We start from the raw sequence: 21215 nt of genomic DNA, 5'->3' as shown, positions 1-21215 counted from the left end.
GCCCTGCCGTGTCCATTGCAGCGCCCTCCTCCTTCGGGCCTTGACCGCCCTGCTGTGTCCATTGCAGCGCCCTCCTCCTTCGGGCCTGGAGGCCCTGCTGTGTCCATTGCAGCGCCCTCCTCCTTCGGGCCTGGAGGCCCTGCTGTGTCCATTGCAGCGCCCTCCTCCTTCGGGCCTAGCGGCCCTCCATCGTCGGGCACCGCGCGCGATCGCTGGCATCGCTCCGGCTCGCTGCGCGATCAGGGTCTCGCTTCGCTCGCCCCTGCCTTCGGACGCGATCGCGACCATTGAGGTTGTCGCGTGGATGCGGCGCCGGCTGAGGTCAGCGCACTAGCGAGTCCAGGCAGCCCCACACCTACGGGTCAATCAATCATTCCGGCACGCTCCAACGACTCACTTCGCGACCTTGCTACCGCTTCACCCGCCTCGCCTTCGAACGCCATCGCGACCATTGAGGTTGTCGCGTGGTGGCAGGGTGGGCGGTCATGGGTCAGCGGAGGCGGAAGATCTGTTTCTTGGCGTCTGTGTCCTTCAGGGCGGCCACGTAGGTGCCGGGGCGGGCCGGGGTGGCGCCCTTGCAGCCGCGTCCGCGGTCCCAGGTGACGTTGTCGACGTACGGGACGCCGCGCTGAAGGATCTTCTTGGGTGCCTCACCGTGGCGGCATTTGGCGGACGACCAGATCCTGTCCGAGCCGGACGTGATGCGGACGTCCAGGGAGCCGGTGTCGAACGTGCAGGCGCCCTTGCCCGCGTTGACGACCGTGATGCGGAACTCGGGCCGCCGCGGGCCCGCGAAGGTGTCCCCGGCGGCCGACATGGTGACCACGAGGTCATCGTCGTCGCAGGGGCCGCCGTCGGCCGGTTCCGCGGCGGGCGTGGTGGTCGTGGTCACGGTCACCGTGGGCATCGCGCTCGGCGGCGGTGGAGGACTCGCGCTGCCCATCGCGCCCGCCTTCTGGACGGGCTCGCCTTCGCCGGTGCCGCCGGAGCACGCCCAGGCCAGCAGGCCGACGGCGCCGAGGACGCCCGCGAGGGCCGCCGCGCGGCGGCGCCAGTATCGATCGGCCCCGGATCCGCTCCAGTCACGTTCAGTGTTCGCCCCCATGCGGTCAGTATGCAATCAGCGCTAGGGAAAGAGGGGACGACCCGCCGCGTGCCACAATGGCGGCGCACATGAACCTGAACTCCGTGTACACCGCTCCGATCCTCGACTGGTACGAGGCGAATGCCCGGGACCTCCCGTGGCGGGCGCCGGACGCGACGCCCTGGGGCGTCCTCGTCAGCGAGATCATGCTCCAGCAGACGCCGGTCGCCCGCGTCCTTCCGGTGTGGGACGCCTGGATGACGCGCTGGCCGGACCCCGCGGCGCTGGCCGCGGAACCGTCCGGGGAGGCCGTTCGGGCCTGGGGACGCCTCGGCTACCCGCGCCGCGCCCTGCGCCTCCACGAGAGCGCCCGCGCGATCACCGAGCGGCACGGCGGCGAGGTGCCGTCCTCGCACGCCGACCTGCTGGCGCTGCCCGGCATCGGCGCCTACACGGCCGCGGCGGTCGCCAGCTTCGCGTTCGGGCAGCGGCACGCCGTCCTCGACACCAACGTCCGGCGCGTCCTGGCCCGCCTCCTGTCGGGGGACGAGTACCCGCCGAAGTCGCAGACCAGGGCCGAGGTCGAGCTGGCCGAGGGCCTGCTGCCGGCCGACCCCGCCACCGCCGCCCGCTGGGCCGTCGCCGTCATGGAGCTGGGCGCGCTGGTCTGCACGGCGCGCACACCACGCTGCGTCGACTGCCCGGTGCTCGATCGCTGCGTCTGGCAGCGCGCGGGCCGCCCCGCCTACGACGGGCCGCCGCGCCGCGGACAGACCTACGCCGGCACCGACCGCCAATGCCGCGGCCGCATCCTCGCCGTCCTCCGCGACGCCGAAGGCCCGGTCGCGAAACCAGCCCTCGACGTCGTCTGGGCCGACGACGTCCAACGAGAACGGGCCCTGGACGCCCTGATAGCGGACGGCCTGGTGGACCCCCTGGAAGACGGCCGCTACGCCCTCCCCGGCTGAGTCACGGCAGAGCAATACCCGACCGCCGGGCCTGCAGTTCGGAGCGGATGAGTTCGAGAAGCCGCCCCACCCAGTTGCGGCCCGTCTCGCCGTGGGTGACCCAATGGTCGGAGTCGACTCCGCCGTACCCTAGCGGCGAGTCACCCGTCCCAAGCAAAACCTCCGCCAGACGGGGGTGCTGGTCGTACTTGGCACGCAGAAGGCCTGCCATGACGGCCGTGCGGGCCTGCGCCCAGTTAGCGACGCGCGGCGCCTCTTCCGCCATTTTCCTCGCGTCGTAGGGCCGCTCGGCCAGACGGATCCACTCCCGCACCCCAGAATCGACCGTGGACAGCGCCCAGTAGGCGTGCGTCACCGACGGATAAACAACGTCTCCGACCTCGATCGGCGCCGGGTAATCGTTCTGCAGAGCATCGATTCCCACATCCTCGGGCCACCCTTTCGGAAACACACGCCCGCCAAAGTGAATCGTCCCACCCACAGGTTCCGACGGATCGTCGGCGGGACGCTTCGAGTCATACTCCGTCCGCTCACGGTCACGGTCGGCAAAGTACTGCAACGCCCATTCACGCATGGCTTCACTGACGACACCATCCTCGAACCAGCCTCCAACCGGGGCCTCACCGATATCGGTGCAGAGATAGACCAGCGGACGATCCTTGTTGTCCATGTCGCCCAGGGAGTAGTGGCGCCTGTGCTCAGGAATCGCCAGGTAGGCGTCCCGGAGCGCGCACCGGTCGACCTCGTCCCGCGTCTCCAGGTACCGGTCCAGCGCCGCGAGACACCGACCTATGGAGTCGGGACGCCCGTTCAGCTTCTCAATGTCGTCGGCCACCTCAGCCAGCAGCATTTCCGGAGTAAGACCGAACATAGGCTCCGCGGCCTTCCAGCGCCCCAACCCGAACGCACTGATCTCCCCACCCTCGGGAACCTCAGCAACCACCCAGCCACATTCGAGCTTCTCCCGCAGACCATCCAGATCAACCCATTCCCAACAGTGAATGGCCCCATCTGCATAAACAAGCAGGTTCGTAAGATGATAAGAAAAGTTGTGAATAAAAACGGGGCGAGCAACGCCCTTAATGCGCCGACCATCCTCGACGCGATGAATACGATTCAACACAGCACTCACGCACTCCTCCAGGGCCGCCAGCCAATCAGCTGAACTTCAACCATCTCAACGTCCAATCATGCACGTACCAAGCACCCCCAGCACACGCGGCCAGGGCAGACGCTTGGCAGCCGGGGCAGACGTTGCGGCCAGGGCAGACGTTGGCGGCCAGGGCAGGCGCTCACCGCCCGGCAAATCCTTGCGGCCGGGGTAGGCGGTTGGCAGCCAGCGCAAATGCTTGGCGGCCAGGGCAGACGTTGGTGGCCGGGGCAGGGCTCACCGCCCGGCAAATGCTTGGTGGCCGGGGTAGGCGGTTGGCGGCCGAATCATGGTTGCGGTGGGCCGCTTGGTGGACGCGAATATTGGTTGGCCGACCCGGTCGGCGGGCCCGTACCGTACGGCCGTGCGTGATCTGCTGACTCTGCCCAAGGCCCACCTGCACGTCCATCTGGAAAGCACCGTGCGCTGGTCGACGCTCCGCGAGATCGGCAGGGCCAATCAGGTGCAGGTGCCCGACGAGGCAGGCGCGTTCGGGGACTTCGCCTCCTTCTTCGCGCAGAACGACCTCGTCCGCGCTTGCCTTCGACGGCCCGCCGACTTCCGGCGGATCGCCTACGAGTTCTGCGAGGACGAGGCCGCCGAAGGCACCCGCTACGCCGAGGTCTCCTTCACGGCCGCCGCGCACGGTGAGCGCCTCGGCGACCTCGATATGCCTCTCACGGCCGTTCTGGAAGGCCTGGAGGCCGGTCAGGAGGCCTTCGGGATCGAGTGCCGCCTCATCCTCGACCACTCCCGCCGCCGGTCCGTCGAGCGCGCCTGGCGGACCGTCGACCTGGCCCGCCGCCACGACCGCGTGGTCGCCGTTGGGCTTGCCGGCGACGAGGCCCACCCCGCGGACCCGTTCACCGAGGTCTTCGCCGCCGCCCGCGACTCCGGCCTCCACGTCGTCCACCACGCGGGCGAGGGCGAAGGCCCCGCCAGCATCCGGGAGGCGCTCGGCCCCGGCCGCACCGAGCGCCTGGGCCACGGCATCCGCGTCCTGGACGACCCCGACCTCGTGGCAGAGGTACGGGAGCGCCGCATCCCGCTCGAAGTGTGCCCGTCCTCCAACGTCGCCCTGGGCTTCGCCCCGACCCTCGAAGCCCACCCGCTGCCCCGCCTCCGCGAAGCGGGCCTGATCGTCACCCTCAACACCGATATCCCCGCCTTGATCGGCACCCCGCTCACCGCCGAGTACACACGGGTCCGCGACGCCTTCAACTATGACGACGCGATCCTCGCCGATCTGGCCCATGCGGCCGCCGACGCCTCCTTCGCCCCGTCATCGACCAAGACTCGCCTCCACACGGAGATCGACGCCTGGCTGGCCACCTCTGCCTGACATTCCCGGCCCGGCCGCACGAGAGGCCGGGGCGGTACGTCAGAGCCTGGTCAGGTGGCCGGTGCGGATCTCACGGAGGAAGGGATCGGTGTCGTCCTGCCACTGGTGCGGCGTGCGGACCACCGGATGGACCGGGAGGCCCAGCCGGGCGGCCGCCTCCTGGGCCGCGTCGAAGGCGAGGTCGGGGCCGATCTCGCCGATCGCCAGAACCTCGACGTCGGTGGGTGGGGTGCCGGGGACGCCGTCGTAGCGCTCCGCCCACGCGCCGAACAGGTAGATCTCGCGGACCGCGGGAAACCGCCCGAACTCCTCCGCCACCACCGCGGCGGGTCCAAAGGTCAGCATCAGGAGGCGGGCGAGCGGCTCGTACAGCGGGCTGCTCGTGTCGCGCGTCACCACCCGTCCGGCCATGGTGCGGCGCAGCACGAGGAGGCCTGCCCGCGCCAGCCTCTCCACCTCGCGCATCACGGATGCCAGGTCGGTGCGGAGCATCACCGCGAGGTCGAGCATGGAGATCTCGCGGCCGGGCCCCAGCAGCAGGCGCGCGAGCAACTCGCCCTGCAGCCGCGACCGGAAGATGGGGAACTGCTCCGGCGCACGGGCCCGCACATCCCGCCGGAACGCGTCCGCCACCCGCGCCTCGCCCGCCGGCATGCGCGCCTTCCGCCGCCGAAACTCCGCCGCCGCCCCGACCGCACTCGATCGCATGTTCGAACACTATTCCTCGCCTCCGACATCTCAGGGGGTCCACTGAGATGCTCCAGGACGACGGAGAAGCCAGGCGCTAGAACCCCATTCTGTGGAAAACGCTCCGCTGCCAAGCCCTCTCCGCGGTCCCAGAAACGCCTGCGCCGCTCGACGACGCCACGTACGGGCTAGCCGTCTAGGACCGGGCGGCGAGGAGAACAGGCGGTCCACGGCCGATCGCGCCCGGTACCGCAGAGGCCACCCCGCCCGCACAGCCCCCGCGCATGCGAGAGGCCCGCGGCGGATTTCTCCGCTGCGGGCCTCTGGCGGGACGTCAGTCCTTGTTGAAGTTGACCGCGCCCTCGATGGGGGGCGGGCTGTCCGGGACGGTCGACGGCTTCGGCACGCCCTTGAAGGTGAACTTGGCGTTCTCCACCGAGTCCTTGTTCTCGGGGTCGAAGCCCTCCGTGCCGACGATCACGATCTGGCCGGGCTTGAGCTCGTTGTACAGGATCTTCTCGGACAGGCTGTCCTCGATCTCCCGCTGGATCGTGCGGCGCAGCGGCCGGGCGCCGAGGACCGGGTCGTAGCCCCGCAGGGCCAGCAGGTCCTTGGCCTCCTGCCGCAGCTCGATGCCCATGTCGCGGTCGCGCAGCCGCTCGTCCACCTTGGCGATCATCAGGTCGACGATCTGGATGATCTCCTTCGGGGTGAGCTGGTGGAACACCACCGTGTCGTCGACGCGGTTCAGGAACTCGGGGCGGAAGTGCTGCTTGAGCTCCTCCGACACCTTCGCCTTCATCCGCTCGTACGAGCCCTGCTCGTCGTTCTGGCGGGCGAAGCCCATCGAGACGCCCTTGGAGATGTCCTTGGACCCCAGGTTCGTCGTCATGATGATGACGGTGTTCTTGAAGTCCACGACGCGGCCCTGCGCGTCGGTGAGGCGGCCGTCCTCCAGGATCTGCAGGAGCGAGTTGAAGATGTCCTGGTGGGCCTTCTCGATCTCGTCGAACAGGACGACCGAGAACGGCTTGCGGCGCACCTTCTCGGTTAGCTGGCCGCCCTCCTCGTACCCGACGTAGCCGGGCGGGGAGCCGAACAGCCGCGAGACGGTGTGCTTCTCCATGAACTCGGACATGTCGAGCTGGATCAGCGCGTCCTCGTCCCCGAACAGGAACTCGGCGAGCGTCTTGGACAGCTCGGTCTTACCGACGCCGGACGGGCCGGCGAAGATGAACGAGCCGCCGGGACGCTTCGGGTCCTTCAGGCCGGCGCGGGTGCGGCGGATCGACTGGGAGAGCGCCTTGATGGCGTCCTCCTGGCCGATGACGCGCTTGTGGAGCTCGTCCTCCATGCGCAGCAGCCGGGTCGACTCCTCCTCGGTCAGCTTGAAGACCGGGATGCCGGTGGCGGTGGCGAGGACCTCGGCGATCAGCTCGTCGGTGACCTCGGCGACGACGTCCATGTCGCCGGCCTTCCACTCCTTCTCCCGCTGCGCCTTCTGGCCGAGCAGCTGCTTCTCGGAGTCGCGCAGCGCCGCGGCCTTCTCGAAGTCCTGCGCGTCGATCGCGGACTCCTTGTCGCGCCGGACGTCGGCGATCTTCTCGTCGTACTCGCGCAGGTCCGGCGGCGCGGTCATGCGGCGGATGCGCATCCGCGAGCCGGCCTCGTCGATCAGGTCGATCGCCTTGTCGGGCAGGAACCGGTCGCTGATGTAGCGGTCGGCGAGCTGCGCGGCGGCGACGAGCGCGCTGTCGGTGATCGACACGCGGTGGTGCGCCTCGTAGCGGTCCCGCAGGCCCTTGAGGATCTCGATCGTGTGGGACAGCGACGGCTCGGCGACCTGGATCGGCTGGAAGCGGCGCTCCAGCGCGGCGTCCTTCTCCAGATGCTTGCGGTACTCGTCCAGCGTGGTCGCGCCGATGGTCTGCAGCTCGCCGCGCGCCAGCATCGGCTTGAGGATGGACGCGGCGTCGATCGCGCCCTCGGCGGCGCCCGCGCCGACGAGCGTGTGCAGCTCGTCGATGAACAGGATGATGTCGCCGCGGGTGCGGATCTCCTTCAGCACCTTCTTGAGGCGTTCCTCGAAGTCGCCACGGTACCGGGAGCCGGCGACCAGCGCGCCGAGGTCAAGGGTGTAGAGCTGCTTGTCCTTGAGCGTCTCGGGCACCTCGCCCTTGACGATCTTCTGCGCGAGGCCCTCGACGACGGCGGTCTTGCCGACGCCGGGCTCGCCCACGAGGACGGGGTTGTTCTTGGTGCGGCGGGACAGCACCTGCATGACCCGCTCGATCTCCTTGTCCCGCCCGATGACCGGGTCGAGCTTGCCCTCCCGCGCGGCCTGCGTCAGGTTGCGGCCGAACTGGTCGAGCACAAGGGAGGTGGACGGAGCCGACTCCGAGGGACCGCCGGAGGCGGCCGGCTCCTTGCCCTGGTAGCCGTGCAGCAACTGGATGACCTGCTGGCGGACCCGGTTCAGGTCGGCGCCGAGCTTCACCAACACCTGGGCGGCGACGCCCTCACCCTCGCGGATCAGCCCGAGCAGGATGTGCTCGGTGCCGATGTAGTTGTGGCCGAGCTGCAACGCCTCGCGCAGCGACAGCTCAAGGACCTTCTTGGCACGCGGAGTGAACGGGATGTGGCCCGACGGCGCCTGCTGGCCCTGGCCGATGATCTCCTCGACCTGCTGGCGGACCGCCTCAAGGCTGATCCCCAGGCTCTCCAAGGCCTTGGCAGCGACGCCCTCACCCTCGTGGATCAGACCCAGGAGGATGTGCTCGGTGCCGATGTAGTTGTGGTTGAGCATCCTGGCCTCTTCCTGAGCCAGGACGACAACGCGCCGCGCGCGGTCGGTGAACCTCTCGAACATCTCGTCGCTCCTCACAGAGCGGTTGGGCAGAGTCCGGAACGTCCGGAACTGTCCTTCCGCATGCTAGCCCGCCCCGAGGAGGCCGCCCGGTGCACTCCCACCAGGAGACGTTCCCCAGCTATGCGCTGTTCAGTCTCATCCAACTACCGCATCGGTGCGTCATGTTCCCGCTACGCCCCAAGCGAACGGGGGGCTTTTCGCAGGTAGGCCAAGGCGCGGGCCGAGAGTGCCGAATGGGGATGGTGTTTCCACCCGCGCGCCCTGTGTACCTCACCGCGGGCGCGCCGAACCGCACCCGCGCTACGCCACAAGCGAACGGCCCGTCTCACGATCGGAGACGGGCCGCGGAGGACGGGCGGGTCAGTTGGCCGCCTCGTACTGCTCGATCACGTGGGCGGGGATCCGGCCGCGCTCATTCACCTTGATGCCATTGTTCTTGGCCCAGGCACGGATCTCCGCACTGCGCTCCCGGCTGGACGCGCCCCGCTGCCGGCGGCGGCGCGAGGGCGTGCCCGCCTTACGGGACTTCTCGACGAACGGCTGCAGCGATTCCCGCAGCTTCGTCGCGTTGGCGCCACTGAGGTCGATCTCGTAGGAGGCGCCGTCGATCGAGAACGCTACGGTCTCGTCCGCCTCGCCACCGTCGAGGTCGTCGACGAGAAGCACCTGAACCTTCTGTGCCATGGGGACAGACCTTTCGGCTGGAGCAAACTTCAATCGGTTGACAAAGATATACCGAGAACTTCGCCGATGACAATTCCAACACTCACGATGAACCGGCGCGGACGCGAAGTCGCCGTACCGGCCATGAACCGGCACTGGCGGCGAAGTCGCGTTGCCACGCACCGGCCGTAATCAGGGTCGTCGTTTCCGGTGCGGGCCGGACGGCGGGCGGGCCGCTCCGGCGGGCCCGGCCCCAAGAATTCCCGGCGCGGGCGGACCGGTCCGAGGTTTTGGGACGTGACCCGCGTCACGGCTCGCCGCGCTGACCTGGGCGGTCGTTCGCGGATTGGCTCGGGTTTGCGGAGGGCGCCACCGCCGTTGGCGTTTAACCCTGACGTAACGGCACTAAGCACGCCACCCGGTGGTAATGCGCCGGTGGCGCGCCGTGGCTGATCAGGCTCTGACCGGCCGATGTGGAGGGATAACGAGGAACGAGCCGCCGTCGAAATCTGTTGCCATGTCGTGGTCGCGGGAAGTTGCGGACCGGGATCCACCGCGCGGAACCCGGCCTGCCGTGGTTCATCTGGAATCGGGAGATCAAGGCACAATCCCACCGCCCGTCCCACTTCTTCGACCGGGCACCAAGACCCGGCGTCGCCACACCCCGGTCCCGCTCCCCCCTCACGACGGGCATGTCACGCGAAAGGTCCGTTCAGAGTGAGACGGCGTCCCATCCGAAGTAAGTCCACTACCGCCTAACAAGCGGCACGTGGGGCGTTCCCGCAACGGTGCGCACGGCAACTTCCAAACGGAGGGAGCGTCCGGGACGAGACACATCCCGCTTCGATTCGGGTCCGTAACCGGAACGAGCCCGCGGGACGGCCGGGCAAGATCTTCCAGGCGCTTCGGAGAGGCCGTCAGAAGGCCGGGGAATCGGAGTCCGGGCGTTTCACCACGAGCGTCCCCGCGAGCCTGTCATGGACGGCCTGGCGGCGCGTGCCTTCGAACAGCATCCCCGCGTTCCCGACCCAGAAGATGCTCGCGAGCAGACCGAGAACGGGAATCGGGCGCAGCGCGATCGGCAGCGAATAGACCGCGGCACGGACAACGGCATGCATAACGTCCAGGCGCGCGCCGGCGGGCACGCTCTCCCCGGACGGGACGCCGCCTCCTTCGGCCGGGCCTTCGCCTCCCGACGAGGCCGCCGTGGGCACGAATCCGGGCACGGACGCGGGGATCAAAGGCGCCGGGCCGGGCTCCGCGTCGCCCGCACCCCCTGGCGGGCCCTGATCGGCCTCCTGGGGCGTCGCGGCGACGACTTCGATGCCGGCGACGCGCTTGCCGAGCGTCCGCCCCCAGAGGGCGAGCTGGACGGCCTCGTACACCAGCATGCATCCGGCGAGGGCGGGTGGAGCGACGGCGTCCACCGTGGGGCCGGAGACGAACGCGCGCACGACGAGGATCACGGGGACGCCGACGACGAGCGTGTCGACGACACGCGCCAGGAGGCGCTGGCCTGGCTCGGCGAGCGGGGCCGCCATCGCGGTCTTACTCCGCGTACTCGGAGTACTCGTCGTATCCGACCCGCTCATCGATGACGAGCGTGCCGGCGAAGCGGTCGTGCAGTGACTGGTGCAGGGGCTGGTCCCAGATCGCCCACAGGTAGGCCATCAGCGCACCCGCCCAGACCAGCACCATCCCGTATGCGGCGTAGTCCCACACCATCACCGCCAACACGAGGAAGAAGAAGACACCGAGCTGGTAGCCGATGTGGGTGATACCGGCCCGCCAAACCGCCTGCGTCGTCGTCAGGGGGCTACCCGCCGGACGCGCCTGGACGATTCCCAGCCCCAGGACGCGCTTTCCGAGCGTCCGTCCCCACATGGACAGTTGGACGGCCTCGTAGATGAACGGCAACAGCGACAGGACGCAGAACAGGGTGAAGATGATGGGCCAGTTCCACACACCCCCCTCGTCCTCGGTTTTACTGCCCGGCTTGCCCAGGCCGAAAGCACCGATCGTCACCGGCAGGACGAGCGCGAAGCCGAACACCGCGACGAGCGCGTTGTCCATGATCCGTGCGCCCGCGCGCCGGTAAATGGGGGCCAGCGCCAGGTCGCCGCCGCCATGGGCGCCGTACTCGTCGTAGGGGGCCTCGTAAGTCTGCTGGTCCCACTGCTGCTGGGGCTGCTGCTGCCACTGCTGTTGCTGCGGCTGTTGCCACTGCTGCTGGGGTTGCTGCCTCTGGGGACTCTGGTACGGGGGCGGGGGGCCGTACGAACCCTGGCCCTGCTGGGGCCGGTAAGGCCGCCCGCGGTGAGGGGAATCGCTCATTTGGGTCAGTCCTCCAGGCGAAGCAACATCCGGGTGTTGCCCAACGTATTCGGCTTGACCCGGTCGAGGTCCAAGAACTCTGCCACGCCATCGTCGTAGGAGCGGAGAAGTTCTTCGTACACCTCCGGCGCGACCGGAGTTCCCAGTATCTGCTCGAAGCCGTGGCGGGCAAAGAAGTCCACCTCGAAGGTAAGGCAGAACACCCTCCGGACGCCGAGTTCTCTGGCGGTCTGGAGAAGGCGCGTCACGATCCGGTGCCCGATTCCGCGTCCGCCGCATCCCTTGTCCACGGCGACCGAGCGGACCTCCGCCAGGTCCTCCCACATCACGTGCAGGGCGCCGCAGCCGATGATGCGTCCCGGTGCCCCGTGCTGGACGTCCTCGGCGACCCAGAACTCCTGTACGTCCTCGTACAGCTTGACGGTCGTCTTCTTCAGCAGGCGGCGCCCCGATCCGGCGTACAGATCGACCAGCCTGCGAATTTCCTGGACGTCGGCGGTGCGGGCCCGCCGGATCACGACTTCCACAAGCAAGCGAGATTATCCAACGCCGCGACCGGCCGCCGACCACGGGTGCCGAACCGGTGGATCCACCGGGCGCCACCTCGGCGACCTGGGATTTCGCATGTTCCGGTTGGCATCCAATGCGGGTTCCGTTAGTGTCCTTCGCTGACATCGGCCGACCGCAGAACGGAGGCCGAACCGCCGAGTCCGCGGGCCGCATCCAGCGCCCCGGGGAGCCGGGGACCCACTTTCGGAGCGTTCGGGGGATCGCCCCTGGGCTGACGCCGTCAGGGGTGAATCCGCAGTGCACGGCAGACGTCCGCGCGCTCGCGGAGGGGCTGCTCCGGCCCCAACCCGTCAGCTAACCCGGTAGGCGGATGAGGAGAGGAGAATTCGTGCAGCGATCGCGGTCTGCTTCCCTTTCGCGATTTCGCGGCCGCGCGGCCGCGGTGGCCGGCGCGCTCATCGCCGTCTCGGCCGCTCCGCACGCGATCACCCCGCAGAAGATCGCCGTAGCCCACGCCGATCCCGAGCCGTCCACCAAGGAGCTCCGGGCCAAGGCGCTCAAGCTCGCCGACCAGCTGGAGCAGCTGACCGAGCAGTACAACGGGCTGAGGGTCAAGCTCTCCCAGTCGCAGCGCGCGGCCAAGGTGGCCACCGAGAACGCCGAGCGGCAGGAGAAGTCGCTGGAGGAGCTCAGGCAGAAGGTCGGCGCCCTCGCCGCGACGAGCTACATGCAGGGCGGCTCCGACCCCACGGTCTCCTTCGTCGCCTCCCAAGACCCGCAGGCCGTCCTCGACCAGGCCGCGACCCTCCACTACTTCGCCAAGCAGGACAGCACCCAGGTGCTCGGCCTGATGCAGGCCATGCAGTCCGCCCAGCGCGCCCGCAAGTCCGCCGAGGCGCGCGCCAAGCAGGTCAAGGAGCTGCGGACGCAGCTGGAGTCGCAGCGCAAGAAGGTCACCGAGACCTACGAGAAGGTCCGCAGCAAGCTCGTCGACAAGGACCCCACCCAGCTCGCCAAGCTCCCCGTCGTCGGCACAGGCAAGGCCGCGCAGGCGCTCCGGTACGCGATGGGCAAGATCGGCCGCCCCTACGTGTGGGGCGCCGCGGGCCCGAGCACGTTCGACTGCTCCGGGCTGACGATGTGGGCCTACAAGCAGGTCGGCATCAACCTGCCGCACTACACCGGCAGCCAGTGGAACGCCGGCACTCACGTGTCGCGCGGCCAGCTGCAGGCGGGCGACCTCGTGTTCTTCTACTCCGACCTGCACCACATGGGCATGTACGTCGGCGACGGCAAGATGCTGCACGCTCCCCAGACCGGCGACGTCGTCAAGATCGCCCCCATGGCCGGACGGCCCTTCGCCGGCGGTGTCCGGGTCGCCTGACCCGGTCGCGGGCCCCCACCACCGGCGGCCGAAGGCCATCGGCACCCGAACACCGTCCGCGGCGACGCCTCCTGCAGGGACCTACCTGTCAGGGTTCCGGCGCCGCCGCCGCGGGGTCGGACGGGATTCGAACGTGCCGCCTGATTTCTTGATGACGCTGTGTTCCTTGATGACGCTGGTCGCCGATGCGCTCGCCGTCCCCAGACGAGCGCAAGGGGGTTCGGCTAGATGAGCTGCCTCCGGGCCGCCCACACCACGGCCTCGATAGGGGTGTTGACCTCCAGCCGGTCGCAGATCGTCCGCAACCGGCGCCGCAAGGTCCGTGCGCTCAACTCCAGCTTGCGTGCCGCCACATCGGCGGTGACACCGCTGGCGATCTGGGCGAGCAGCCGGATCTCTTCTTCGCTCAGCCCGAAATCGTCGGTGCCACGACGTGCGAGTGTGGCTGTTTCCACTCCGTCCTCCCTCGTCCGTGGTGATGACCGCGGGGATGCAGCCGTCCGCTGCACAGGCACGGGTTTCGATCTGTACGCGCGTTGGGTTGCCGGGTCCGGAGCCCTTCCGGACTTAGATCATCGGGTTCCTTTGCTGTCTCGCGAGCTTGGCCGGAGGTGGCCGCCTGGCCGATTGCGGGGGTGTACGGGGGAACTCCGGGTGACGATTCAGTCGTTGGCCTGCCGAGGGAGACGGGATGAGGTCGCCAGCCATCCGCACCCGCCCCTTCTCGTCGAAGTCACCGGATCTCCTGCTGAACGAAGATCGTGAATCGTTTCAAGCTACGCTTCGGCTCGGAACGCTAGGCGGCCGGATCCGGCCCGTCAAGCGTCGAACGATGGCACGATGCGCACGTTTGGCCACGGTCCGTGACCGTGCATTCGGCGCGACGCCGTGAAAAACTCCACTACCTGGGAGAACTCCCACGGAGCGGGACGAGGAGCGAGTTGCCACAGACCAGTATTCGCGAAGTCGCGAGGCGGGCTGGAGTCTCAGTTGGGACCGTTTCGAATGTCCTAAACCGGCCAGACCTCGTGGCCGAAGCTACCCGTGACCGCGTTCGCGCGGCGATCGAGGAGCTCGGATTCGTCCGGAACGAGTCCGCGCGGCGGCTCCGCCGCGGCCCGGAACGGACCGCGGGCGAGTTCCACGACCAGCCGCGCCGCGCCTTCGGCATCGTCGTCGAAGACCTCACCAACCCGTACGCGACCGACGTCGCGCGCGGCGCCGAGGCCGCGCTCAACGCGGCTGGCCACGACGCCCTCTGGCTGTCCAGCGACCATTCCGCCGCCAAGGAGCGCCGGTCGCTGGACCTCCTGGTCGAGCAGCGCGCCGCGGGCGTCCTGATCATCCCGGTCGGGATGGGTTCGGGGGACATCTCCCGGCTGCGCGCGGCCGGCATGAGCGTGGTGCTGATCGACCGCGCGTCGTCCGACACGTGCTACGCCCAGGTCGACCATGTCGCGGGCGGCGAGATCGCCGCCGCGTACCTGCTCGGCATCGGCCGCGAGCGCGTCGCGTTCGTGACCGGCGTCCCGGAGCCGCAGCCCTGCGTCGAACGCCGCGACGGCGCGGCCCGCACGATCGTCGAGGCGGGCCTGGGCAAGCCGAGAACCCTGGTCAAGGACGCCCTCAGCCCGACCGAGGGGCAGGCGGCGGCGCACCAGATCATGGCCATGTCACCGCGGCCCGACGGCGTGTTCTGCGCCAACGACCTGCTGGCCATCGGGCTGATCAACGAGCTGACCCGGCTCGGGGTCCGCGTCCCCGAGGACGTCGCCGTGATCGGCTACGACGACATCGAGCTGGCGGCGAGCGCCGCCGTCCCGCTGACCACCGTCCGCCAGCCGCGCCGCGAGCTCGGCTGGGAGGCGGCCGAGCTGGCGATGGCCGAGATCGGCGAGGGCGCGTCCCACCAGCACCGGCAGGTCGTCCAGCGGCCCGAACTCGTGATCCGGGAAAGCGCTTAGCGGATTCCACACCCCGATTCCACACCCCGATTCCACGCCCCGATTCCACGCCCTGTACCCGCTGCCCGTCATCGTGGTCAGCGAGATGCTCGGCGTCCCCGCGGCGGACCGCGACCTGTTCAAGGGCTGGTCGGACAGCCTCGCGCGGGGCCTGGACCCCGACTTCCCGCTGCCCGCGTCCGAGATCGCCCCGCGGGACGAGGCGCGCGAGGAGTTCGCGGCGTACTCCCGGAAACTGGCCGCCGCGCGCCGGGCCGAGCCCCCGGGACGACCTCCTGAGCGCCCTTGTGAGCGTCTCTGACGGCGGAGACGCCCTTTCCGAGGAGGAACTCCTCGCGACGTGCGTCCTGCTGCTTGTGGCGGGCCATGAGACGACCGTGAACCTCATCGGGAACGGCGCCCTGGCACTGCTGCGCGACCCGGCGCAGTTGGAGCTCTTCCGTGAGCGGCTCGGGAACGTCCAGGCGGCCGTGGAGGAACTGCTGCGCTACGACCCGCCGGTCCAGCTCACGCTCCGGTCAGCCCTGGACGACGTGGAGCCGGACGGGACACTCGTGAAGCGCGGCGAGTTCGTCCTGCTGCTGACCGGCGCCGCCAACCGCGACCCGTCCGTTTTCGACGATCCGGACCGGCTCGACCTGACGCGCTACAGCGAGGGGCGCGACATACCGAAGCACCTGTCGTTCGGGCACGGCATCCACTTCTGTCTCGGTGCGCCACTGGCCCGGCTGGAGGGCCAGATCGCGCTCGGGAAACCGTTCGAGCGCGACGTGGCCCTCACTTCCGGCGAGCTCGTCTACCGGGACAACCTCGTCCTGCGCGGGCTACGTGACCTTCCGGTCACTATTCGGGCCGGTCACTATTCGGGCTTGACCAGCGGGAACAGGATCGTCTCCCGGATCCCCTTGCCGGTGAACGCCATGATCATCCGGTCGATGCCGGCGCCCATCCCGCCGGTGGGCGGCATCGCGTACTCCAGGGCGCGCAGGAAGTCCTCGTCCAGCTGCATGGCCTCGGGGTCGCCGCCCGCGGCGAGCAGCGACTGCTCGGTGAGGCGGCGGCGCTGCTCGATCGGGTCGATCAGCTCGGAGTAGGCGGTGCCGAGCTCCGTCCCGAACCCGATGAGGTCCCACTTCTCGGTGAGGAGGGGCTCTTCCCGGTGCTGGCGGGTCAGCGGCGACGTCTCGACCGGGTAGTCCATGACGAACGTCGGCTGGACGAGGGTGTGCTCGACCAGCTCCTCGAAGATCTCCTGGACGAGCCTGCCCTGCCCCCACTTCGGGTCCCAGGAGATCTCGCGGGCGTCCGCGAGCTTGCGCACGGCCTCGATCGGCGTGTGCGGGGTGATCTCCTCGCCGAGCGCCTCCGACACCGACCCGTACAGCGTGATCCGCGGCCATTCGGGCAGCCCGAGGTCGATCTCGGCGCCGTCGTGGACGACCACCGTGGTGCCCAGCGCGGCCACGACGGCCTTCTGGTACATCCGCTGGGTCAGGTCGGCCATGTCGTTGTAGTCGAGGTACGTCCCGTAGGCCTCCAGCATCGTGAACTCCGGGTTGTGCGTGGAGTCCGCGCCCTCGTTCCGGAAGTTCCGGTTGATCTCGAAGACCTTCTCGATCCCGCCGACGACGAGCCGCTTGAGGTACAGCTCGATCGCGATGCGCAGGTAGAGGTCCATGTCGTAGGCGTTGATGTGGTTCGTGAACGGACGCGCCGCCGCACCGCCGTGGATCGGCTGCAGCATCGGCGTCTCGACTTCCAGGTAGCCCTCGTCGTGCCAGAAGTCGCGGACGGCGCGCACGGTGGCGCTGCGGATGCGCGCCATGTTCCGCGCCTCGTCGTTGACGATCAGGTCGACGTACCGCTGCCGGACCCGGGCCTCCGGGTCGGTCAGCCCGGCGTGCTTCTCCGGGAGGGGCCGCAGGCACTTGGACGTGATCGCGAACCGGTCCGCCATGATCGACAGCTCGCCGCGGCGGGACGTGATGATCTCGCCCTCGACGCCGATGTGGTCGCCGAGGTCGACCTCGCGCTTCCAGAAGTCGAGCTGCTCCTGCCCGACCTTCGCCAGCGACAGCATGATCTGGAGGTCGCCGGATCCGTCCCGGATGGTGGCGAAGCAGAGCTTCCCGGTGTTGCGGATCAGCATGACGCGCCCGGTGACGCCGGCCTTCTCGCCCGTCTCGGTGCCCGGCTCCAGATCGCCGTGTTTCTCGCGGATCTCGGCGATCGTCGCCGTGCGCGGGAAGGTCACCGGGTAGGGGTCGATCCCGCTCTCGCGGAGCCGGTCGAGCTTCTCCCGGCGCACACGCATCTGCTCCGGGAGCTCGTCGAAGGTCTCGTCACTCACATCGCAAGGCTATCCAGGCCGTCCGGTGCGCCGCGAACGACTTGCGCCCGATCGGCCGGGTGTCGCGGCGGACGTCAGGGGGTGTTGCGCTCGTAGATGAGGCGCAGGCCGATCAGGGTGAGCCACGGCTCGAACACGTCGATGCTGCGGGACTCCTCCAGCACGAGCGGGGCGAGCCCGCCGGTGGCGATGACCGTGACCTCCTCGGGCTCCTCGGCGAGCTCCTCGGACATGCGCTCGACGATGCCGTCGACCTGCCCGGCGAAGCCGAAGATGATCCCGGACTGGAGCGCCTCGACGGTGTTCTTGGCGATCACGCTGCGCGGCCGGACCAGCTCGATCTTGTGGAGCTGCGCGCCGCGCGAGGACAGCGCGTCGATCGAGATCTCGATGCCGGGGGCGATCGCGCCGCCGACGTACTCGCCCTTGGCGGAGACGGCGTCGAACGTCGTGGCGGTGCCGAAGTCGACGACGAGCGCCGGGCCGCCGTGGGTGTGGACGGCGGCGAGCGCGTTCACGATGCGGTCGGCGCCGACCTCCTTGGGGTTGTCCATCCGGACGGGGACGCCCGTCTTGACGCCCGGCTCCACGATCACCGCGGGCACGTCGCCGTAGTAGCGGCGGCACATCTCCCGCATCTCGTGCAGGACGGACGGGACCGTGGAGCACAGCGCGATGCCGCTGATGTCGGTCTCCGCCAGCAGCGGGCTCTGCTGGACGAGACCCTGCAGGACCACCGCGATCTCGTCGGCGGTCCGGCGGGGGTCGGTGTTGATCCTCCAGTGCTCGATCACCTCGTCGCCTTCGAACAGGCCGAGGACGGTCTGGGTGTTGCCGACGTCGATGGTGAGCAGCATGGCGTCCGGTCCCCGCTGGTCAGGAGAAGTCAAGGCCGATGTCGAACACGTGCGCCGAATGCGTCAGCGCGCCGACGGCAAGGTAGTCCACCCCGGTCACGGCGACGTCTCGGGCCCGCTCCAGGGTAAGGCCACCGCTGGCCTCGAACTCCGCCCGCCCCGCGCCGAGGCGCACCGCCTCGGCCATCTCGGCGTCGGTCATGTTATCCAGCAGGATGCTCGACGCGCCCACCGCGAGCGCCTCCTCGACCTGCGCGAGCGTGTCGCACTCCACCTGGACGTGCAGGGACGGGTACACCGCGCGGATCGCCTCGTACGCCTTGGTGACGCTCCCGGCCGCCGCGACGTGGTTGTCCTTGATGAGCGCGGCGTCGTGCAGGCCCATCCTGTGGTTGACGCCGCCGCCGCACCTCACGGCGTACTTCTGCAGGGCGCGCAGGCCGGGCAGGGTCTTGCGCGTGTCGCGGACCCTGGCCTTGGTGCCTTCCATGGCGTCGGCCCACTGCCGGGTGGCCGTCGCGATCCCGGACAGGTGGGTGAGCAGGTTCAGGGCCGTCCTCTCCGCCCGCAGCAGGGCCCTGGTGGTCCCGCTGACCGAGATGAGGACCTGACCGGGGACGACCCGGTCCCCGTCCTCGACCTTCGCCTCGTACGCCACGTCCAGCGCCTCGAACACGGCGCACGCCACCGGGACGCCCGCGACGACGCCGTCCTGCCGCGCCCGGAGGTCCCCGGCCGCGGTGTCCTCCGGTGCGAAGATCGGCATGCTGGTGACGTCGACCTCGCCGTCCTCGGCCAGCGCCGTCCGGACGAGGTTGTCCACATCCTGTGGATCGAGCCCGGCGGCGCTGAGCGCCTGCGAGAGTTCCGGTGTCATGAGCGCTTTCCTTCCACAGGTTCGTAGGTGGTCGTCAGGGTGTTCCCCTCCAACCGGGTGACGAGGTGGCCGCGCCACGTCCCGTCCGCGCGCTCGGGGAAGTCCTGCCGCCAGTGGCTCCCGCGCGTCTCCTCCCGCCGCCGCGCCGCCGCCACGATCGCGGACGCGACGGTGTGCAGGTTGGTGGCCTCCCAGGCCTCCACCCCCGGTTCGGCGTGCCCGCCGCCGAGCGCGTCAAGCTCCACCGCCGCCCTCTCCAGCCCGTCGGCTCCCCGCAGCACACCCGCGTAGGAGGTCATCACGCGCTGGATCTCATCCCGCAGCCCGCCCGCGAGCAGCCCGCCCCCGGCCGGCAAGCCCTGCCCCACGAAGACTCCCTGCCCAAGGGAAACATCCTGCTCAAGGGAGACTCTCTGCCCCACCGAAACGTCCTGCTCAAGGGAGACCCCCTGCCCAACGGAAACGTGCTCAAGGGAGACGTCCGGCCCCACCGAGACCTCCCGCCCCACCGAGACGTCCCGCCCAAGGGAGACGTCCCGCTCAACGGAGACGGCGTGTGTCATGCCCGCCTCACCGTCGGCCACGGTCGGACGACCGGCAGGGTCGCCACCGCCGTGGAGATCCTCCACGAAGGCGTCGGCGATCCGGGCGGCGAAGACGAGCCCTTCGAGAAGGGAGTTGGACGCGAGGCGGTTGGCGCCGTGGACGCCCGTGCACGCGACTTCGCCGCAGGCGTAGAGGCCCGGGACGGACGTGCGGCCGTGCAGGTCCGTGCGGACGCCGCCGCTGGCGTAGTGCGCGGCCGGGACGACGGGGATCGGCTCCGTCACCGGGTCGATGCCGTGGTGCCTGCACGCGGCGAGGATGGTCGGGAACCGGTGCTCCCACACCGCCGCGCCGAGGTGCCGCCCGTCGAGGAGCATGCAGGACGCGCCCGTCTCGGCCATCCGGTTCATGATCCCCTTGGCGACGACGTCGCGCGGGGCGAGTTCGGCGAGCTCGTGGCGTCCGATCATGAAGCGCTCGCCGCCGTGGTCGACGAGGTGCGCCCCCTCCCCCCGCACGGCCTCGGAGATCAGCGGCTGCTGCCCCGTCGCGCCGCGGCCGAGCCACAGCACCGTCGGGTGGAACTGGACGAACTCCAGGTCGGTCGCCTCGGCCCCGGCGCGGAGCGCGAGCGCGACACCGTCGCCGGTCGACACCTCCGGGTTCGTCGTCGCGGAGAACACCTGCCCGAGCCCGCCGGTCGCGAGCACCACGGCACGGGACCGTACGGCGCCGACACCACCCGGCTGCCCCTCGCCCATGACGTGCAGGGTGACGCCGGCCGCGCGACCGGCGGCGTCCTTCAGCAGGTCGAGGACCAGCGCGTGCTCGATCACTTCGACGCCGGAGTCCTTGAGCGCGGCGAGGAGAGCCCGGCTGATTTCGGCCCCTGTCGCGTCCCCGCCGGCGTGCGCGATGCGTCGCCGGTGGTGGCCGCCCTCCCGGGTCAGCGCGAGGTCGCCGCCGGAGCGGTCGAACGCGGTGCCGAGCTCGATCAGCCCGCGGACCGCGTCCGGGCCCTCGGTGACGAGCGCCCGGACGGCGTCCTCGTCGCACAGCCCGACCCCGGCGGTCAGGGTGTCGGCCAGGTGCTCCAGCGGGGTGTCGTCCGGGTCCAGCGCGGCGGCGATCCCGCCCTGCGCCCAGCGGGTCGACCCCGCGTCCAGCAGGGCCTTGGTGACGAGCAGCACCCGCCCGTGCGGGCGGCACCGCAGCGCGGCGACCAGCCCGGCGATGCCGGACCCGATCACGACGACGTCGGTCTCTCGGGTCCAGCCGGGTGCGGGGGCGTGGAGAACGGAAGGGATCACGAGCCCTCCTCCGGGGTCGGTTCTCGTCATTATGACCCTAACCCCGAACCGCGCCCGCGCCCGCCCCCCTCTAACCGCCAGAACACCCGCCGAAGCGCACCCCCGCACACCACTGCGCTGGGACCTAACCCCTCCCCGAAGGCACGCACCTAACGTTCACCAGCGACGGCCAGCACACCCCAAGACGCCAGGCGGTCTTGCAAAGGACACCGCACAGAGAACCAACCCCCTCCCCGAAGGGACGCACCCAGCGTTCACCAGCGACGGCCAGCACACCCCAAGACGCCGGGCGGTCTTGCAAAGGACACCACTGCGCAGGG

The 21215-nt window shown here is 69.7% G+C and carries 18 protein-coding genes, 1 pseudogene and 1 riboswitch; of the genes and pseudogenes, 6 read left to right on the top strand and 13 right to left on the bottom strand.

The window, feature by feature from the left end; all coding sequences use genetic code 11:
- Positions 1–490: 490 nt before the first annotated feature.
- Positions 491–1105, bottom strand: a complete 615-nt coding sequence (locus tag K8Z49_RS33485; RefSeq protein ID WP_412516085.1) for a hypothetical protein — start codon at positions 1103–1105, stop codon at positions 491–493.
- Positions 1106–1173: 68 nt separating this feature from the next.
- Between K8Z49_RS33485 and K8Z49_RS33480 the strand changes: the two genes are divergently transcribed.
- The gene (locus tag K8Z49_RS33480; RefSeq protein ID WP_412516084.1) at positions 1174–2052 is read left to right on the top strand and encodes an A/G-specific adenine glycosylase; all 879 of its coding nucleotides are present in this window, start codon (positions 1174–1176) and stop codon (positions 2050–2052) included.
- Between the two features lies 1 nt (position 2053).
- On the opposite strand, the gene K8Z49_RS33475 is transcribed toward K8Z49_RS33480, so the two are convergent.
- A complete protein-coding gene (locus K8Z49_RS33475; RefSeq protein WP_412516083.1) occupies positions 2054–3184 on the bottom strand; it encodes an NADAR family protein in 1131 nt (376 codons plus the stop codon).
- Positions 3185–3566: 382 nt separating this feature from the next.
- On the opposite strand from K8Z49_RS33475, the gene add reads away from it, so the two are divergent.
- Positions 3567–4544, top strand: a complete 978-nt coding sequence (add, locus tag K8Z49_RS33470; protein ID WP_412516082.1) for an adenosine deaminase — start codon at positions 3567–3569, stop codon at positions 4542–4544.
- Between the two features lie 39 nt (positions 4545–4583).
- Here the strand turns inward: add and K8Z49_RS33465 are convergent, their stop codons facing one another.
- The 6 genes from K8Z49_RS33465 to K8Z49_RS33440 form a co-directional block, all read right to left on the bottom strand.
- Positions 4584–5252 carry an ArsR family transcriptional regulator gene (locus K8Z49_RS33465; RefSeq protein ID WP_143118397.1) on the bottom strand — a complete coding sequence of 223 codons (669 nt, stop codon included), beginning with the start codon at positions 5250–5252 and terminating at the stop codon, positions 4584–4586.
- Positions 5253–5565: 313 nt separating this feature from the next.
- Positions 5566–8100, bottom strand: coding sequence for an ATP-dependent Clp protease ATP-binding subunit (locus K8Z49_RS33460; RefSeq protein ID WP_075021060.1), 2535 nt, complete (start codon positions 8098–8100; stop codon positions 5566–5568).
- Positions 8101–8460: 360 nt separating this feature from the next.
- A complete protein-coding gene (locus K8Z49_RS33455; protein WP_024936089.1) occupies positions 8461–8784 on the bottom strand; it encodes a histone-like nucleoid-structuring protein Lsr2 in 324 nt (107 codons plus the stop codon).
- Positions 8785–9680: 896 nt separating this feature from the next.
- Positions 9681–10304 (bottom strand): RDD family protein, encoded by a 624-nt coding sequence (locus tag K8Z49_RS33450; protein ID WP_021591721.1) that lies wholly within the window; start codon positions 10302–10304, stop codon positions 9681–9683.
- A gap of 7 nt (positions 10305–10311) precedes the next feature.
- Positions 10312–11097, bottom strand: coding sequence for an RDD family protein (locus tag K8Z49_RS33445; protein ID WP_021591722.1), 786 nt, complete (start codon positions 11095–11097; stop codon positions 10312–10314).
- A 5-nt stretch (positions 11098–11102) separates the two neighbouring features.
- Positions 11103–11624 carry an amino-acid N-acetyltransferase gene (locus K8Z49_RS33440; protein WP_372506291.1) on the bottom strand — a complete coding sequence of 174 codons (522 nt, stop codon included), beginning with the start codon at positions 11622–11624 and terminating at the stop codon, positions 11103–11105.
- A 178-nt stretch (positions 11625–11802) separates the two neighbouring features.
- Positions 11803–11992: riboswitch (cyclic di-AMP (ydaO/yuaA leader) on the top strand.
- Between the two features lie 3 nt (positions 11993–11995).
- Here K8Z49_RS33440 and K8Z49_RS33435 point away from each other — a divergent pair.
- Positions 11996–12991 (top strand): NlpC/P60 family protein, encoded by a 996-nt coding sequence (locus K8Z49_RS33435; protein ID WP_412516081.1) that lies wholly within the window; start codon positions 11996–11998, stop codon positions 12989–12991.
- A gap of 224 nt (positions 12992–13215) precedes the next feature.
- Here the strand turns inward: K8Z49_RS33435 and K8Z49_RS33430 are convergent, their stop codons facing one another.
- Positions 13216–13446 carry a LuxR C-terminal-related transcriptional regulator gene (locus K8Z49_RS33430; protein ID WP_021591725.1) on the bottom strand — a complete coding sequence of 77 codons (231 nt, stop codon included), beginning with the start codon at positions 13444–13446 and terminating at the stop codon, positions 13216–13218.
- Positions 13447–13854: 408 nt separating this feature from the next.
- Here K8Z49_RS33430 and K8Z49_RS33425 point away from each other — a divergent pair, with 408 nt between their 5' ends.
- The 3 genes and pseudogenes from K8Z49_RS33425 to K8Z49_RS33415 form a co-directional block, all read left to right on the top strand.
- Positions 13855–14955 (top strand): LacI family DNA-binding transcriptional regulator, encoded by a 1101-nt coding sequence (locus K8Z49_RS33425; protein ID WP_338059716.1) that lies wholly within the window; start codon positions 13855–13857, stop codon positions 14953–14955.
- A gap of 73 nt (positions 14956–15028) precedes the next feature.
- Positions 15029–15256: a hypothetical protein gene (locus K8Z49_RS33420; protein WP_412516080.1), complete on the top strand. Its 228-nt coding sequence runs from the start codon at positions 15029–15031 to the stop codon at positions 15254–15256.
- A pseudogene (locus K8Z49_RS33415) lies at positions 15243–15650 on the top strand (cytochrome P450); the annotation flags it as partial. The gene K8Z49_RS33420 and the pseudogene K8Z49_RS33415, both read left to right, overlap by 14 nt.
- A 164-nt stretch (positions 15651–15814) precedes the next feature.
- On the opposite strand, the gene lysX reads toward K8Z49_RS33415, so the two are convergent.
- From lysX to K8Z49_RS33395, 4 genes are all read right to left on the bottom strand, one after another.
- Positions 15815–17269 carry a bifunctional lysylphosphatidylglycerol synthetase/lysine--tRNA ligase LysX gene (lysX, locus tag K8Z49_RS33410; protein WP_412521218.1) on the bottom strand — a complete coding sequence of 485 codons (1455 nt, stop codon included), beginning with the start codon at positions 17267–17269 and terminating at the stop codon, positions 15815–15817.
- Between the two features lie 110 nt (positions 17270–17379).
- Positions 17380–18162 carry a type III pantothenate kinase gene (locus tag K8Z49_RS33405; RefSeq protein ID WP_021591730.1) on the bottom strand — a complete coding sequence of 261 codons (783 nt, stop codon included), beginning with the start codon at positions 18160–18162 and terminating at the stop codon, positions 17380–17382.
- 19 nt (positions 18163–18181) lie between these two features.
- On the bottom strand, positions 18182–19039 hold the full coding sequence (gene nadC / locus K8Z49_RS33400; RefSeq protein WP_075021065.1) for a carboxylating nicotinate-nucleotide diphosphorylase: 858 nt from the start codon (positions 19037–19039) through the stop codon (positions 18182–18184).
- Positions 19036–20895: an L-aspartate oxidase gene (locus K8Z49_RS33395; protein WP_412516079.1), complete on the bottom strand. Its 1860-nt coding sequence runs from the start codon at positions 20893–20895 to the stop codon at positions 19036–19038. Before K8Z49_RS33395 ends, nadC begins: the two co-directional genes overlap by 4 nt.
- Positions 20896–21215: the final 320 nt, after the last annotated feature.

Origin of the sequence: Actinomadura madurae (assembly GCF_047130825.1) — a bacterium.
Taxonomy (GTDB): domain Bacteria; phylum Actinomycetota; class Actinomycetes; order Streptosporangiales; family Streptosporangiaceae; genus Spirillospora; species Spirillospora madurae.
Note: the sequence above shows the minus strand (reverse complement) of the source record. Positions and strands in the feature narration are given on the sequence as shown.

Coding starts and splice junctions, on each gene's coding strand:
- K8Z49_RS33460 (WP_075021060.1), bottom strand. CDS start 8,100: ATGTTCGAGAGGTTCACCGACCGCGCGCGGCGCGTTGTCGTCCTGGCT.
- K8Z49_RS33445 (WP_021591722.1), bottom strand. CDS start 11,097: ATGAGCGATTCCCCTCACCGCGGGCGGCCTTACCGGCCCCAGCAGGGC.
- K8Z49_RS33405 (WP_021591730.1), bottom strand. CDS start 18,162: ATGCTGCTCACCATCGACGTCGGCAACACCCAGACCGTCCTCGGCCTG.
- K8Z49_RS33455 (WP_024936089.1), bottom strand. CDS start 8,784: ATGGCACAGAAGGTTCAGGTGCTTCTCGTCGACGACCTCGACGGTGGC.
- K8Z49_RS33485 (WP_412516085.1), bottom strand. CDS start 1,105: ATGGGGGCGAACACTGAACGTGACTGGAGCGGATCCGGGGCCGATCGA.
- K8Z49_RS33465 (WP_143118397.1), bottom strand. CDS start 5,252: ATGCGATCGAGTGCGGTCGGGGCGGCGGCGGAGTTTCGGCGGCGGAAG.
- K8Z49_RS33450 (WP_021591721.1), bottom strand. CDS start 10,304: ATGGCGGCCCCGCTCGCCGAGCCAGGCCAGCGCCTCCTGGCGCGTGTC.
- nadC (WP_075021065.1), bottom strand. CDS start 19,039: ATGACACCGGAACTCTCGCAGGCGCTCAGCGCCGCCGGGCTCGATCCA.
- lysX (WP_412521218.1), bottom strand. CDS start 17,269: ATGCGTGTGCGCCGGGAGAAGCTCGACCGGCTCCGCGAGAGCGGGATC.
- K8Z49_RS33480 (WP_412516084.1), top strand. CDS start 1,174: ATGAACCTGAACTCCGTGTACACCGCTCCGATCCTCGACTGGTACGAG.